This is a genomic window from Microbacterium sp. NPDC056736, assembly GCF_042790415.1.
Classification (GTDB): Bacteria; Actinomycetota; Actinomycetes; order Actinomycetales; family Microbacteriaceae; genus Microbacterium.
Window position 1 is genome coordinate 723,090 of sequence record NZ_JBHTZE010000001.1, and the last position, 13,732, is coordinate 736,821.

Consider the following 13,732-nt stretch of genomic DNA (forward strand, 5'->3'; position numbering starts at 1 on the left):
GGGAGGAGATGCGACCTCGTCGTCCTGTCTTCGGCAAGCGCCTTCCGACAACCTAGCCCGGCTTTGTGCGTATGTTCAATAGTCCTGACAAGACTGACTGCCTCTCCCCGGGTGGTGACGCCGCCGATCGGCGGCGAGTAGCGTGCCGACTCATGGGCTCGCTCGTGTATTTCAACTCCGCCTCGCTCGACGGCTACATCGCCGGTCCGGACGGCCGCTGGGACTGGGCCGTGCCCGATGAGGAAGTGCACTCGTTCGTCAACGACCTCGTCGCGCCCGCCCGCACGCACCTGTACGGCCGCAGGGTCTACGAGGTGATGAAGGTGTGGGACGAGCTCGACCTCGACGAGCTGTCGCCGCCGGAGCGCGCGTTCGCGCTCGAGTGGCGCGGGAGCGACAAGATCGTGTACTCACGCACGCTCGACGCGGTCACGACGAGCCGCACCGCGCTGCGGCCGGACTTCGACGTGGCCGAGGTGCGACGGATGGCGGATGCCTCGCCCGCACCCGTCGCGATCGGCGGCGGGCGGCTCGCCTCGGCGGCCGCGCGCGCCGGCATCCTCGACGAGGTGCACGTCGTGGTGTCGCCGGCCGTGGTCGGCGGCGGCATCCGATTCCTCGACGAGGGGCTGCGACTCGACCTCGAGCTGATCGACGAGCGCCGCTTCGGCAACGGGGCTGTGTACCTCGGCTACCGCGTTCGGCGGTGACGCGAATCGACCTCGTCCCTCGGCCGCTCCCCGTCATCCCGCCCGCATCGTCCGAAGTGAGCCGGCAGGATCCCCCGCACGTCGAGGACGGGCGAGAGCAGAGCATGCACGACGGCGAACTGGTCGTCGACCTCGTTCGCGGCATCCGTGCTGATGAGCACCTTGTGCGGCGGGACGGGCATCTCAGAGCGACTCGCGACGGACGAGCGACGTGGGCAGCAGCTGCTCCTTCTCGGCTGGCAGTCCCCGGATGGTGGCGAGGAGCGTGTCGGCCGCCGCGCGGCCCATCTCTTCCAAGGGCTGCCGGACCGTCGTGAGCGGGGGGTCGGACGTGCTCGCGATGAGCACGTCGTCGAAGCCGACGACCGACACGTCCGTCGGCACGCGACGACCGGCCGCCTGCAGGACGCGCATCGCACCGGCGGCCATCAGGTCGGACGACGCGAAGACCCCGTCGAGATCGGGGTCGCGCTGAAGCAGACGCGCCATCGCCGCGGTGCCGCTGTCGAGCGTGAAGTCGCCGTGGACGATCGGGCCGGGCTGGATGCCGTGACGGGCGAGTTCGTCCGTCCATCCGCGCGTCCGCTCGCGAGCCTGCTCGAGATCGAGCGGACCGGTGATGATGCCGATCGAACGCCGCCCGCGCTCGACGAGCGCACGCGCGGCGAGGACCCCGCCCCCGTAGTTGTCGGAGTCGATCACGATCGGGTCGGGGCCGATGTCGGCGTGCGGTCTGCCCACCCAGGCGACCGGGATCGGCGACTCGGCGAGGCTCTCGACGAGATGGGTGATCTCGTGCTGCAGGATGACGATCACGCCGTCGAGTGCTCCCGAGCGCAGGAACCGCGGGATCCGGTCGAGGTCCTCATGATCGGCGGGAAGCAGAACCGGCTGCACCTCGCCGGCCGACAGGCCCTTCGCCGCACCCTTGAGCACGGCCGTGAAGAACGTGCCACTGAGACTGCCGAGCTCGTCGAAGGCGATGACCAGGCCGATCGAGCCGGCCCTTCCGCCGCGCAGCACCCGTGCGGCGAAGTTGGTCTCGTAGCCCAGTCGCCGAGCCTCGCGCGCTACGGCCTCCGTCATCGCCGGGTCGACGTTCGTCGCCCCGGCGAGCACGCGAGCGGCGGTGGCGCGTGAGACGCCCGCCGCCTGGGCGACGTCGACGATGGTGGGTCGGGCCATGGCTTCCCCTCCGAAGAAATGCACATCCGCCGTAGATCGATCTCACGATCACGTCGATCATTGCACGTACGCGTGCTCGGGACGTGCTGCGCTCTGACAGCGTGCCGTGGGAACGGCAATGCACGTCTGGGAGAAGCGCTTTCCGTGAGCAGGCTTGCGCTTTTCAACGTTGCATCGCTACTGTGGCTCGCGGACGAGAGATCGATCTCTCGCAACGGTGAGATTCCGTCGTCTCCCGCACTCACATGTCCCCAAGGAAGAGGAGCAGTTGTGAATCGTCGCAAACTGGCCCTGCCCATCGCCGCCGTCGGCGCACTCGCGCTGCTGATCTCAGGATGCTCAGGAGGCTCCGGCTCCGGCTCCGAGGCCGGAGACCCGAACGCCGAGTTCGAGTTCTGGTCATTCACCGGAATCGGTCAGAAGGACTCGGTCGACCGGTACCTCGAGAAGAACCCCGACGCGAAGGTCAAGCTCTCGGAGGTCGGCAGCACCACCGAGACGGCGACCGCGCTGACGGCCGCCCTGGCAGGCGGTCGGGTGCCCGACCTGGTCATGATCCAGAACGACGACCTGCCGAAGTTCGTCGAGAACCCCGGCAACTTCGTCGACCTGCGCACGCTCGGCGGGGACGACATCGGCGACGGATACCTCGACTGGGCCATCGAGGGGGCCACCGCCGAGGACGGATCGATCATCGGCATCCCGACCGACGTCGGCGGCCTGGCCTTCGCGTACCGCGCGGACCTTTTCGAGCAGGCGGGCCTGCCCACCGACCCGGCGGAGGTGGCGGAGATGTGGTCGACGTGGGATGACTTCATCGCCATGGGCGAGCAGTACACCGAGGCCACCGGCGAGCCGTTCGTCGACAACGTCGAGACCTCGGTCTTCTTCTCCACGGTGAACCAGGTGAGCGAGAAGTACTACACGCCTGAAGGGGAGCTCGTCTACGACACCAACCCCGAGGTCGAGGAAGCCTTCGACGTCGCGGTGCGCGCCTACGAGGCCGGTATCAGCGCCGACATCCCGGCATGGTCCTCGGGCTGGGCGCCCGGCAAGGCCAACGGCGCGTTCGCCGTCACCACGGCGCCGTCCTGGATCCTCTCGGGCCTCAAGAACGACGCCCCCGACACCGAGGGCAAGTGGCGCATCGCCTCGATCCCCGGCGTCGGCGGCAACTGGGGCGGCAGCGTCATCGCCATCCCCGCCCGTGCTGAGAACAAAGAGGCGGCCTGGCAGTACATCGAGACGATGCTGTCGCCCGAGGGTCAGACCGAGCACTTCGCCGAGACGGGCACCTTCCCCGCGGCCGAAGCGGCGCTCGAGAGCGACGAGGTCAAGAGCTACACCGACCCGTTCTACGGCGACTCTCCGATCGGTCAGATCATGAGCGACTCGGTGATGAACTTCCAGTCGTTCTACAACGGTCCCGACACCAGTGCTATCGGCGGTGCGCTGCTCAACGCGCTCGTGGACATGCAGGCGGGCAACGTCGCGCCCGAGGATGCCTGGCAGACAGGCCTCGACAGCGCGAAAGCAGCCATCGGGGGCTGACCCCCTTCGACAGACGGTGGCCCGGCGCGCCCGGGCCACCGTCCCGACCGAGGCTAAGGAAGATGACCGTCACCGCTCCCGCGACCGAAACCGCCACCCTCATCTCCGTGCGCAAGACCCGCCGAGCTGACCGACCGCCGTCGCGCATCCGGCAGAGCTTCGGCGAGCGCATCGCGCCGTACGTCTACATCGCGCCGTTCTTCGTCATCTTCGCGATCTTCGGGCTGTTCCCGCTCGTCTTCACCTTCTACGTGGCGCTGTTCGACTGGAACCCCATCGGCGAGCAGACCTTCGTCGGACTCGCCAACTTCGAGCGGCTGTTCCAGGACCCCCGCTTCTGGAACGCGTTCGTGAACACGTTCGGCATCTTCCTCATCTCCACGATCCCGCAGCTCCTGCTGGCGCTCGGGCTCGCCCACCTGCTCAACCACGCCATGCTCAAGTGGGCGAACTTCTTCCGCATGGCCCTGCTGGTGCCCTACATCACCTCCGTGGCGGCCACCGCGCTCGTCTTCGCCCAGATCTTCGACCGCAACTTCGGCCTCATCAACTGGGTGCTCGGCATCTTCGGCATCCCCGCGGTCAATTTCCTGTCCTCGCAGGTCGGGTCGTGGATCGTCATCTCGTCGATGGTGATGTGGCGCTGGTTCGGCTACAACACGCTGCTCTACCTCGCGGGGCTCCAGGCGCTCCCGCGGGAGATGTACGAGGCGGCCTCGGTCGACGGGGCATCCGGGTGGCAGCAGTTCATCCACCTCACCATCCCGTCTCTGCGCCCGATCATCATCTTCACCGTCATCATGTCGACGATCGGCGGGCTGCAGATCTTCACCGAGCCGCTTCTCGTGGCACCCGAGTCCGGGCTCACCTGCGGTGGCGGACGCCAGTGCCAGACGCTCGCGCTGTTCCTCTACGAGCAGGGCTTCGGGCAGTTCGAGTTCGGCTACGGCTCGGCGATCGGCGTCGCACTGTTCCTCATCGTCGTCGTCGTGTCGCTCATCAACTTCTACCTGACCACTCGCACCCGGAAGGCGCGCTGATGTCCGACGTCATCGATCAGGCGGTCCCGCAGGCGGGCCAGGAGGCGCTCACTCGTCCGCAGAAGCGTCGCCCCGGGCGCGGGGCCCGGGCAGGCCGCGTGTCGTGGCCCGTCTACCTGATGCTCATCATCGCGGTGCTCGTCAGCGTCTTCCCGCTGTACTACATGTTCGTCATCGCGTCGGTGGGGGCCTCGGCGGTCACCTCGATCCCCCCGCGCCTCTACCCCGGGCTCAACTTCTTCGAGATCGCCGGCAAGGTCTTCGACACCGTGCCGTTCTTCCAATCGCTGCTCAACAGCGTGATCGTGTCGCTGTCGATCGCGGTGATCGCCTCGCTGCTGTGCGCACTGGCCGGCTTCGCCTTCGCCAAACTGCAGTTCCCCGGCCGCAACGCACTGTTCCTGATCGTGCTGCTCACCATGACGGTGCCGGCGCAGCTCAGTGTGATCCCGCAGTACCTGATCATCTCGTGGCTCGACTGGGTCGACACGCTGCAGGCGATCATCGTTCCGGGGCTGGCGAGCGCCTTCGGCATCTTCTGGATGCGTCAGCACATGGCCACGACGCTGAACGACGAGCTCATGCAGGCCGCGCGCATCGACGGGGCCAACAGCTGGCAGATCTTCTGGCGCATCGGCTTCCCCGTCGTGCGTCCGGCGGCGTTCGTGCTCGGGCTCATCACCTTCACGGCGGTGTGGAACGACTTCATGTGGCCGTTCATCGTGCTGAAGTCGCCCGAGCTGTTCACGGTCCAGATCGTGCTGAAGCAGCTGCAGGCCAACCGTACGATCGACCTGGCGCTGACGATGGGCGGGTCGTTCATGGCCACCCTGCCGCTGCTGATCGTCTTCTTCTTCGTCGGCCGTCGCATGGTCGCCGGGATCATGGACGGAGCGTTCAAGGGCTGATGAGCGTGAACGCAGGCGTCGTCGACGAGGGTCGGTGGCGCGATACGACGCTGAGCGCGCGAGAGCGCGCCCAGGCACTCGTCGACGAACTGACTCTGGAAGAGAAGGTCGCGCAGCTGGGGTCGGTGTGGCTCACCGATTCCGCCGACGCCTTCGCCCCCAAGCTCGAGGCGGACGCCGACGCCTCCGACGCCGGTGACCCGTTCACCCACGGCCTGGGTCAGCTGACCCGCGTGTACGGCACGGCGCCGGTGACCGTGCCCGAGGGCGTGGCCCGGCTACGCGAGCTGCAGCGGAAGGTGATCGCGCAGCAGCGGCTCGGCATTCCGGCGCTGGTGCACGAGGAGTGCCTCACCGGTCTCGCCGCGTTCGGCGCCACCGCCTTCCCCACCCCGCTCGCGTGGGCCGCGAGCTTCGACGAAGATCTCGTGCGCGAGATGGCTCGCGCCATCGGCGAGGACATGCGTGCGATCGGCGTGCACCAGGGACTCGCCCCGGTCCTGGACGTCGTGCGCGACTACCGCTGGGGCCGCGTCGAGGAGACCCTCGGCGAGGACCCCTACGTCGTCGGCCAGATCGGTGCGGCCTACGTCGCGGGGCTCGAGAGCGCCGGCGTCATCGCCACCCTCAAGCACTTCGCCGGGTATGCCGCCTCGCGCGCAGCCCGCAACCACGCCCCGGTCAGCATGGGCCCGCGCGAATTCGCCGACACGGTGCTGCCCCCGTTCGAAACGGCGCTCCGGCAGGGCGGGGCCCGCAGCGTCATGACCTCGTACACCGACGTCGACGGCATCCCGAGCACCGCCAACCGCGAGCTGCTGGACGGCGTGCTTCGCACCGAGTGGGGTTTCGACGGCACGGTGGTCGCCGACTACTGGGCCGTGCCGTTCCTGGTGTCGATGCACCGGGTGGCCGCCGACGCCGCGGCCGCCGGTGCGCTGGCCCTCCGGGCGGGCGTGGATGTCGAGCTGCCCTCGACGGTGGCATACGCCGCCCTGCCGCGTCTGGTGCGCGAGGGGCTGGTGGACGAGAGTGACATCGACCGTGCCGCCGTCCGGCACCTGCGCCACAAGATCGAGGCGGGACTCCTCGACGGCGGGGCGATCGTCCCGGACGGTGCGGAACAGGTATGCCTGGACGGCGACCGCAATCGCGCGCTGTCGTCGCGGCTGGCCGAGGAATCGATCGTCCTGCTCAAGGACGACGGCACGGTGCCGCTGCGGCCGGGGGCGCAGATCGGCCTCATCGGCCCGGCCGCCGCCGAGTACCGCAGCCTGCTCGGCTGCTACGCCTTCCCCAACCACGTCCTCACCAAGTACCCCGGACACGACCCCGGCATCGCGATCCCCACGATCGACGAGGCGGTGCGCGCCGAGTTCGAGGCATCCGTCGTCGTCACCGAGCCCGGGTGCGCGATCGTGGGCGACGAGAACGCCCGGATCGCGCAGGCCGTGGACCTGGCCCGCGACAGCGATGCGGTGATCCTCGTCGTCGGCGACGTGGCGGGGCTCTTCGGCGCCGGCACCTCTGGCGAGGGATGCGACGCCGACGATCTGCGACTGCCCGGCCGCCAGGACCAACTCGTGCGGGCGGTCCTCGCGACGGGCACACCGACCGCGCTCGTCGTCGTGTCGGGGCGGCCGTACGCCCTCGGTGACTACGGCGCGGCGGGCATGATCGTGCAGGCGTTCTTCCCCGGAGCCGAGGGGGCCGCCGCCGTCGCCGGGGTCCTCTCGGGGCGTGTGGCCCCGAGCGGAAGGCTGCCGGTGCAGATCCCGCGGTCGCCCGCCGCCGCCGGCACCTACCTGCAGCCGCCTCTGGGCCGGCACAATGCGGGCATCACGGTGGCCGACCCCACCCCGCTGTACCCGTTCGGCTTCGGCCTCACTCCCGGTCGGATCGCCTATGAGGACCTCTCCACGCCGCTCATCGTCCCCACGACGGGAGCAGCCGAGGTGGCGGTGACCGTCGGCAACGGCGGCGAGGACTGCATCGAGGTCGTTCAGCTCTACGCATCCTTCCCGTCGTCGTCCGTGGTGCGCCCCGACGTGCAGCTGGTCGGGTTCGCCCGCATCCACGTGCCTGCCGGGCAGCGGCGCACCGTGCGCTTCACCCTCGAGGCGGCACGGCTGGCCGCCACCGGCGCCGATGGCCGCCTGGCCGTCGACCCCGGTGTCGTGATGCTCTCGGCGGGGCCGTCGGCCGCCGATCGGCCCGTCGAGGCGCGGGTGCGTCTGTCCGGAGACCGGTGCATCCTCCTCGCCCGGGCGGGCCGGACCGCGTGGGCTGAGGACGGCACGGAAGGAAGGTCAGCGCAGTGACATCAGGACGGACGACATCAGCACCGGACCCAGGGATCCGCGTGCTCGTGTGGGGCGAGAATCACCACGAGAAGCACGACGAGACGACGCAGCGGCTGTACCCCGACACCATGCACGGCACGATCGCGGCGGGACTCCGCCGGCTGCTGCCGGACGACGCGGTCGTCGAGACCGCCACGCTCGACGACCCCGAGCACGGCCTGACCGAGGAGCGACTCGAAGCGACCGACGTGCTGTTCTGGTGGGGTCATCTGCGCCACGACGCGGTCGACGACGCCGTGGTCGAGCGCGTCCAGCGTCACGTCCTCGCCGGGATGGGGCTCGTCGTGCTGCACTCGGGCCATTTCTCGAAGATCTTCATCCGCCTCATGGGCACGACGTGCTCGCTGCGCTGGCGGCAGGCGGACGACCGCGAGCTGGTGTGGACGGTCGCGCCGACGCATCCGATCGCCGTCGGCGTCCCGCATCCGATCGTGATCCCCTCGCAGGAGATGTACGGCGAGTTCTTCGACGTGCCCGTCCCCGACGAGCTGGTGTTCGTCTCCACGTTCACCGGCGGAGAGGTCTTCCGCTCGGGCATGACGTTCTCGCGCGGTCACGGGCGCATCTTCTACTTCTCGCCCGGCGATCAGGAGTACCCCGTCTACCACCAGCCAGAGATCCAGCGGGTGCTCGCCAACGCGGCGGCGTGGGCCAGGCAGGAGCGCCCCCGCGTCGTCCCGCGCCTCACGATGCACCGCGCCGGCGAGTTCGACACGCCCCGCGAGTGGGACGGCGAGGTGCTCGCATGAGGGACGTCGTCGTCGTCGGCGCCGGCGGGATGGGACGCGCGTGGCTCGACACCGTCGCCCGCCGCGACGACCTCCGCGTGAGCGCGATCGTGGACGTGTCGGTCGGGGCCGCACGCGCGGCCGCCGACGAGCGCGGGTGGGACATCCCGTGCGTCGCGTCGGTCGACGAGGCCCTCACCGCCGCAGGACGCCCGGGGATGCTGCTGAACGTCACCATCCCCGAGGCGCACCGGGCGGTCAGCGAAGCCGCGCTCCGGCACGGCGTGCCCGTGCTGAGTGAGAAGCCCGTCACCCCGACCGTGTCTGACGCGCTCGCGCTCGCCGCGGTGAGCGAGCTCACCGGTGTGCTGCTCGCCACCAGCCAGTCCCGGCGGTACTCCGCCGGCATCCGCTCCTTCCGCGACGAGGTGGCCGCCGCCGGGGGCGCGGCGCAGCTGACAGCGCTGTTCTTCCAGAACCCGCGCTTCGGCGGATTCCGGGACGAGATGGAATCGCCCCTCCTCATCGACATGGCCATCCACACCTTCGATCAGGCGCGATACGTGCTCGGCGCCGACCCCGTCTCGGTGTACTGCGACGAGTTCTCGCCGCCGTGGAGCTGGTACCGCGGGGGCGCGGCGGCAGAAGCGGTGTTCCGCTTCGACGACGGCGCCCGCTTCTCCTACTCGGGCAGCTGGTGCGCCGACGGCCTGACGACCTCGTGGAACGGATCGTGGCGCGCGAGCGCCGCCGCCGGCTCGGTGACGTGGGACGGCGAAGCCGGGGTGAGCGCCCAGGGTCGCGACGGAGAGCCGCGGACGGTGCCGGTCGGGGACGGGGACGAAGGGCTCGATGCCGCGCTGGCCGAGTTCGTCGCCGCGCTGGACGGCGGCCCGACCCCCTCCGGCGAAGTGCGGGCCAACATCTGGAGCCTCGCGATGGTCGAGGCCGCCCTCGCCTCGGCTCGGTCCGGTGAGTCGGTGCGCCTCGACGACGTCTTCGCCGCGGCATCCGCACACGCCGCCGAAGCGGCGCGGGGAGCGGGCGACCACGCCGTCGCCGAGGCGATCACGCGCTGGCGCGGGGCACCGCCGCGCTGACGCCCTTCAGTCGACCACCTCGACGTGCAGGACGGCCGCGCGCTCGGGGTGGAAGACGGGGAAGTCGAGCCCCACGATCCCGAGCGCGGCCCCGCTGAGCACGGGCGCCGCGGCGTCGTCGTCGCCGTCGAGCGTCGCCGCGTCGAGCCAGGCCGGCACCTGCCAGGGCGGACCCAGCGACTCGGGCGCGCTCGCCCTCAGCCGGTAGCGGCGGCTCGGGTCCAGCCCGGGAAGACGCAGGTGCGCCATCGCGTCGGCGCTGGTGGCCGGCGTGACGACGGTGTAGATCGCCTCGTCGCCGGTGGGCGACACGACGCCCCGCAGCGACGGGGCGGCGAGGTCGCTCGAGCCCGACACGGCTCGTCCGGTGGAGATGAGGTCGCGGTGACGACGCCAGCGCGCGATCCACGTCGAGAGCACCTCCCGCTCGTCGTCGGTCAGCTCGCGGATGTCCCACTCGATGCCGAAGTGCCCGAGGAACGCCACGGCACAGCGATACGCGAGCGTGGAGGTGCGTCCGGTGGTGCTCGAGACCGCCGAGGCCACGTGCGATCCCATCATCTCCGGCGGCACGAGCAGGCCCGTCCAGCCGAGGATGTGGAAACGGTCGACGGGGTCGTGACTGTCGGAGGGATGGATGCGGTCGGTGCGCTCGAGGATGCCGAGGTCGACCCGCCCTCCGCCCGACGCGCAGCTCTCGATCTCGAGCTGTGGATGCCGGTGCCGCAGCTCGTCGAGGAGCCGGTACACCGCCAGAGTCTGCTCGTGGACCGCCGGGGCGCCGGTGGCCGGATGCCCGGCGTCGACGAGATCGCGGTTGTGGTCCCACTTCAGATAGCTCACGCCGATCTCGGTGACGAGGGCGTCCAGCCGGCCGAGGATGTGCGCGTACGCGTCGGGATTGGTGAAGTCCAGCACCTGCTGGAAGCGGTAGCGTGCGGGCAGGGTGTCGCGGGCGCGGAGGATCCAGTCGGGATGGGCGCGGGCGAGGTCGGAGTCCTCGTTGATCATCTCGGGCTCGACCCACAGCCCGAACTCCATCCCCAGCGAGCGCACCCGATCGGCGAGGGGCCGGAGCCCGTCCGGCCACGCGTGCGGATCCGGCTCCCAGTCGCCGAGGCCGGCGCGGTCGTCCCGTCGCCCGCGGAACCAGCCGTCGTCCAGCACGAACCGTTCGACGCCGAGGGCGGCGCCCTGTTCGGCCAGCTCGGTGAGGGTTGCGGCATCCTGATCGAAGTACACCGCCTCCCACACGTTCAGGGTGACCGGTCGCGGACGCGTGCCGGCGCGATTGCGCTCCCGCAGGTAGGCGTGGAACCGAGCGGATGCCGCGTCCCACCCGTCGCCGTAGGCGCCGAAGATCCACGGGGACACGTACTGGTCACCGGCCTTCAGGCGCACCTCCCCGGGAAGGAGCAGTTCGCCGCCGCGGAACGCCAGGAAGCCGTCCGTGCGCTCCACGGCGTGCTCGTGGTCGCCGCTGAACCCCACGTGACAGAGCCATGTCTCACCGGTGTCGGCGGCGAATCCCGGCACGCCGAGGGCGAGGACGGTGGTGGCGTCCAGGCCCGTGCGGCCGCGGCGCGAGACCCGCGCATGGGTGCCGCGGACCACGGGGTGACGCTGCGGAATGCGCTCGTGAGCCCATCTGCCGCTGAAGTCGAGGATCTCGCTCGCACGCAGGGGCACCGGGAGTGCGAGCAGCGCTTCGACGACGTCCACCTCGCCCGCTCCGGTGCCGGTATTGCGCACCCCTACACGTGTGCGCAGCAGGCCGCCGGCAGTGAGATCGATCTCCAGGGTGACCGCGATGCCGGCCCACTCGTCGCTCGCCTCGACGGTGATGCCCGCCGCTCCGAGCGAGGTCGCGCCGACGGCGGCCGCGGTTCCCGCCACATGAATCGGCGCGGCGCGGAAGCGCGGAGACCATGCGCGACCCCCGCGGTGCACGCTCAGCCCGGGTCGTCCGAACCAGCCGCGCGAGTGCTCCGGGAGCACGCTCGGTCGGTACGGCACGTCGGAATCCGCCGACAATCCCGGCCGATCGTCGATGGTGGCGAGTGTGCGCAGGTCGTCGCCGGACACGTCCAGGCGTGCGCCCCAGTGCACGATCGCCGGCAGCTCTTCCCCGTGCTGGGCCACCACCAGCGACACGTCGGCGGATGACAGGTGGACCACGCGAAGTTCGCTCATACGGACCATTGTGGTGGTCGAGGTGCAGAGGAGTACAGTCAGAGATCGATCTCACCGAGGAGAAACCGTGACTGCGAACCCTGCCGCGCGCCGCTCGGCCGCGCCCCGCACTGCCGCCGACGCCCCTGGCTCGCCCGCTCCGTCCGCCACCGCCCTCGAGCCCGGCCGGATCCGGCTCACGTCCGGAACGTTCGAGAACCGCCGACGCCTCAACCGCGAGTACGTCGCGTCACTGACCGAGCGGAATCTGCTGCAGAATCACCTTCTCGAGGCCGGGGTCACCGATCAGGCGTGGCACCTGCATCCGTCGCGCGCCGACCTCGCCGACCGCGGCCTCGATCGCCACTGGGGCTGGGAGACCCCGGGGTCGCTCCTGCGCGGGCACTTCCTCGGGCACTGGATGTCGGCCGCGGCGCGCGAGGTCGCCACCACGGGCGACCCGCTGCTGCGCGGTCGCCTCGAGAACGTGGTGGCGGGGCTGGAGCGGTGCCAGGACGAGAACGGCGGCGAGTGGGTGTTCGCCACCCCCGAGTCGTTCCTGCGGCGACTGGGTGAGGGTCGCGAGACGTGGGCGCCCCAGTACGCGATCCACAAGACGCTGATGGGACTGGTCGACGTGTGGCGCGATGTGGGTGATGAGCGCGCGCTGGGGATCGCGCACCGCGCGGCGGGGGCGATCGCACGGTGGGCGCGCGGGTTCGACCCCGGGAGATTCCAGCAGATCCTGGAGGTCGAGACCGGCGGGATGCTGGAGGTCTGGGCCGATCTCCTCGAGGCCACCGGCGACGAGCGGTACCGGGACCTGCTCGACCGCTACTGGCACGGCACCCTCTTCGACCCGCTTCGGGCCGGAGAGGACGTGCTCACCAACATGCACGCCAACACCACGATTCCCGAGGTGCTCGGAGCCGCTCGCGCGTACGAGGTCACCGGCGACGAGCGGTGGCGCGAGGTCGTTACCGCCTACTGGCGGTCGGCGGTCGTCGAGCGCGGCACCTTCTGCACCGGCGGCCAGACCTCGGGTGAGATCTGGACGCCGCCCTTCGCTTTCGCCGCCCGTCGGGGGCCGAAGACCCAGGAGCACTGCTCGGTGTACAACATGATCCGGCTGGCGGGCGTGATCTTCCGCTGGACCGGAGACGTCGAGGCGCTGGACTACATCGAGACCAACCTGCACAACGGCCTGCTCGCCCAGCAGAACCCGCGCACCGGCATGGTGGCGTACTTCCTCCCGCTCGAAGGCGGCGCGCGCAAGGAGTGGGGCAGCCCCACCGAGGACTTCTGGTGCTGCCACGGCACGCTCGTCCAGGCGCACACCCGTCATGCGCAGTCAGCGGTGTACGCCGGACCGGGCGCCGCCGTGACGGTGGCGCAGTACGTGCCTGTCCGAGCCGAAATCCCCGAGCGCGACGCGCGCATCGACATCGTCCTCCTCGACGACGCGCGGTACGTCGGCCCCGACGCCAATGCCGGACCCGGCGGCGACCGCCATCGTCCGCGCGCGCTGCGCGTGCGCGTCACCGTCACGGGGAGCGCGAACCGGGTGCGTCTGCGCGTGCCGGCGTGGATATCGGCCGCGCCCCGCGTGCACACCGAGGCGTCCTGGCGCCATGCCGACCGGTGGCTCGAGATCGATCATCCCGGGGGCGAGACCGAGATCGCCGTGGAGTTCCCCTTCGCCGTGCGGACGGTTCCGATCCCGGACGAGCCGTCGACGGTCGCCTTCGTGGAGGGCCCGACGGTCCTGGCGGGCCTGGTCGATCGCGAGGTGTCGCTCATCGGCGATCCCGGCGACCCGGCCACGATGCTCGCCCCCGACGACGAGCGGCAGTGGACCCAGTGGCTCGTGCGCCATCGCAGCGTGGGGCAGCCGCAGGCGATCCGGTTCGTGCCGTTGCACGAGGTGGTCGACGAGCGCTACTCCGTGTACTTCCCGGTGCGCCCGGCGTAGCTG

The 13,732-nt window shown here is 70.4% G+C and carries 11 protein-coding genes; 8 read left to right on the forward strand and 3 right to left on the reverse strand.

Features of this window, described 5'->3' with window-relative positions; translation table 11 throughout:
• Positions 1 to 152 precede the first annotated feature (152 nt).
• On the forward strand, positions 153 to 710 hold the full coding sequence (locus ACFRAL_RS03285) for a dihydrofolate reductase family protein (RefSeq protein ID WP_378879689.1): 558 nt from the start codon (positions 153 to 155) through the stop codon (positions 708 to 710).
• On the opposite strand, the gene ACFRAL_RS03290 is transcribed toward ACFRAL_RS03285, so the two are convergent.
• Both ACFRAL_RS03290 and ACFRAL_RS03295 read right to left on the reverse strand, forming a co-directional pair.
• On the reverse strand, positions 692 to 892 hold the full coding sequence (locus tag ACFRAL_RS03290) for a hypothetical protein (RefSeq protein ID WP_378879692.1): 201 nt from the start codon (positions 890 to 892) through the stop codon (positions 692 to 694). The genes ACFRAL_RS03285 and ACFRAL_RS03290 overlap by 19 nt on opposite strands.
• A 1-nt stretch (position 893) precedes the next feature.
• Positions 894 to 1,895, reverse strand: a complete 1,002-nt coding sequence (locus tag ACFRAL_RS03295) for a LacI family DNA-binding transcriptional regulator (protein WP_378879695.1) — start codon at positions 1,893 to 1,895, stop codon at positions 894 to 896.
• 270 nt (positions 1,896 to 2,165) lie between these two features.
• Between ACFRAL_RS03295 and ACFRAL_RS03300 the strand changes: the two genes are divergently transcribed.
• From ACFRAL_RS03300 to ACFRAL_RS03325, 6 genes are all read left to right on the forward strand, one after another.
• Entirely contained in the window at positions 2,166 to 3,446 is a 1,281-nt protein-coding gene (locus tag ACFRAL_RS03300) for an ABC transporter substrate-binding protein (RefSeq protein WP_378879698.1), read from the forward strand.
• A gap of 62 nt (positions 3,447 to 3,508) precedes the next feature.
• Positions 3,509 to 4,486 (forward strand): sugar ABC transporter permease, encoded by a 978-nt coding sequence (locus tag ACFRAL_RS03305; protein ID WP_336393821.1) that lies wholly within the window; start codon positions 3,509 to 3,511, stop codon positions 4,484 to 4,486.
• Entirely contained in the window at positions 4,486 to 5,394 is a 909-nt protein-coding gene (locus ACFRAL_RS03310) for a carbohydrate ABC transporter permease (RefSeq protein ID WP_378879702.1), read from the forward strand. Before ACFRAL_RS03305 ends, ACFRAL_RS03310 begins: the two co-directional genes overlap by 1 nt.
• Positions 5,394 to 7,715, forward strand: coding sequence for a beta-glucosidase (locus ACFRAL_RS03315; RefSeq protein ID WP_378879705.1), 2,322 nt, complete (start codon positions 5,394 to 5,396; stop codon positions 7,713 to 7,715). Before ACFRAL_RS03310 ends, ACFRAL_RS03315 begins: the two co-directional genes overlap by 1 nt.
• A 35-nt stretch (positions 7,716 to 7,750) precedes the next feature.
• Positions 7,751 to 8,506, forward strand: coding sequence for a ThuA domain-containing protein (locus ACFRAL_RS03320; protein WP_378880223.1), 756 nt, complete (start codon positions 7,751 to 7,753; stop codon positions 8,504 to 8,506).
• Positions 8,503 to 9,585: a Gfo/Idh/MocA family protein gene (locus ACFRAL_RS03325; protein WP_378879708.1), complete on the forward strand. Its 1,083-nt coding sequence runs from the start codon at positions 8,503 to 8,505 to the stop codon at positions 9,583 to 9,585. The genes ACFRAL_RS03320 and ACFRAL_RS03325 overlap by 4 nt, the downstream gene beginning before the upstream one ends.
• Before the next feature lie 6 nt (positions 9,586 to 9,591).
• On the opposite strand, the gene ACFRAL_RS03330 is transcribed toward ACFRAL_RS03325, so the two are convergent.
• Positions 9,592 to 11,778, reverse strand: coding sequence for an alpha-galactosidase (locus tag ACFRAL_RS03330; RefSeq protein ID WP_378879711.1), 2,187 nt, complete (start codon positions 11,776 to 11,778; stop codon positions 9,592 to 9,594).
• A gap of 67 nt (positions 11,779 to 11,845) precedes the next feature.
• Here ACFRAL_RS03330 and ACFRAL_RS03335 point away from each other — a divergent pair, with 67 nt between their 5' ends.
• Positions 11,846 to 13,729, forward strand: a complete 1,884-nt coding sequence (locus tag ACFRAL_RS03335; protein ID WP_378879714.1) for a beta-L-arabinofuranosidase domain-containing protein — start codon at positions 11,846 to 11,848, stop codon at positions 13,727 to 13,729.
• Positions 13,730 to 13,732 lie beyond the last annotated feature (3 nt).

Excerpts from the sequence above, each read along its gene's own strand:
- ACFRAL_RS03285 (WP_378879689.1), top strand. The coding sequence starts at position 153 with ATGGGCTCGCTCGTGTATTTCAACTCCGCCTCGCTCGACGGCTACATC.
- ACFRAL_RS03325 (WP_378879708.1), top strand. The coding sequence starts at position 8,503 with ATGAGGGACGTCGTCGTCGTCGGCGCCGGCGGGATGGGACGCGCGTGG.
- ACFRAL_RS03290 (WP_378879692.1), bottom strand. The coding sequence starts at position 892 with ATGCCCGTCCCGCCGCACAAGGTGCTCATCAGCACGGATGCCGCGAAC.
- ACFRAL_RS03305 (WP_336393821.1), top strand. The coding sequence starts at position 3,509 with ATGACCGTCACCGCTCCCGCGACCGAAACCGCCACCCTCATCTCCGTG.
- ACFRAL_RS03295 (WP_378879695.1), bottom strand. The coding sequence starts at position 1,895 with ATGGCCCGACCCACCATCGTCGACGTCGCCCAGGCGGCGGGCGTCTCA.
- ACFRAL_RS03315 (WP_378879705.1), top strand. The coding sequence starts at position 5,394 with ATGAGCGTGAACGCAGGCGTCGTCGACGAGGGTCGGTGGCGCGATACG.
- ACFRAL_RS03310 (WP_378879702.1), top strand. The coding sequence starts at position 4,486 with ATGTCCGACGTCATCGATCAGGCGGTCCCGCAGGCGGGCCAGGAGGCG.
- ACFRAL_RS03330 (WP_378879711.1), bottom strand. The coding sequence starts at position 11,778 with ATGAGCGAACTTCGCGTGGTCCACCTGTCATCCGCCGACGTGTCGCTG.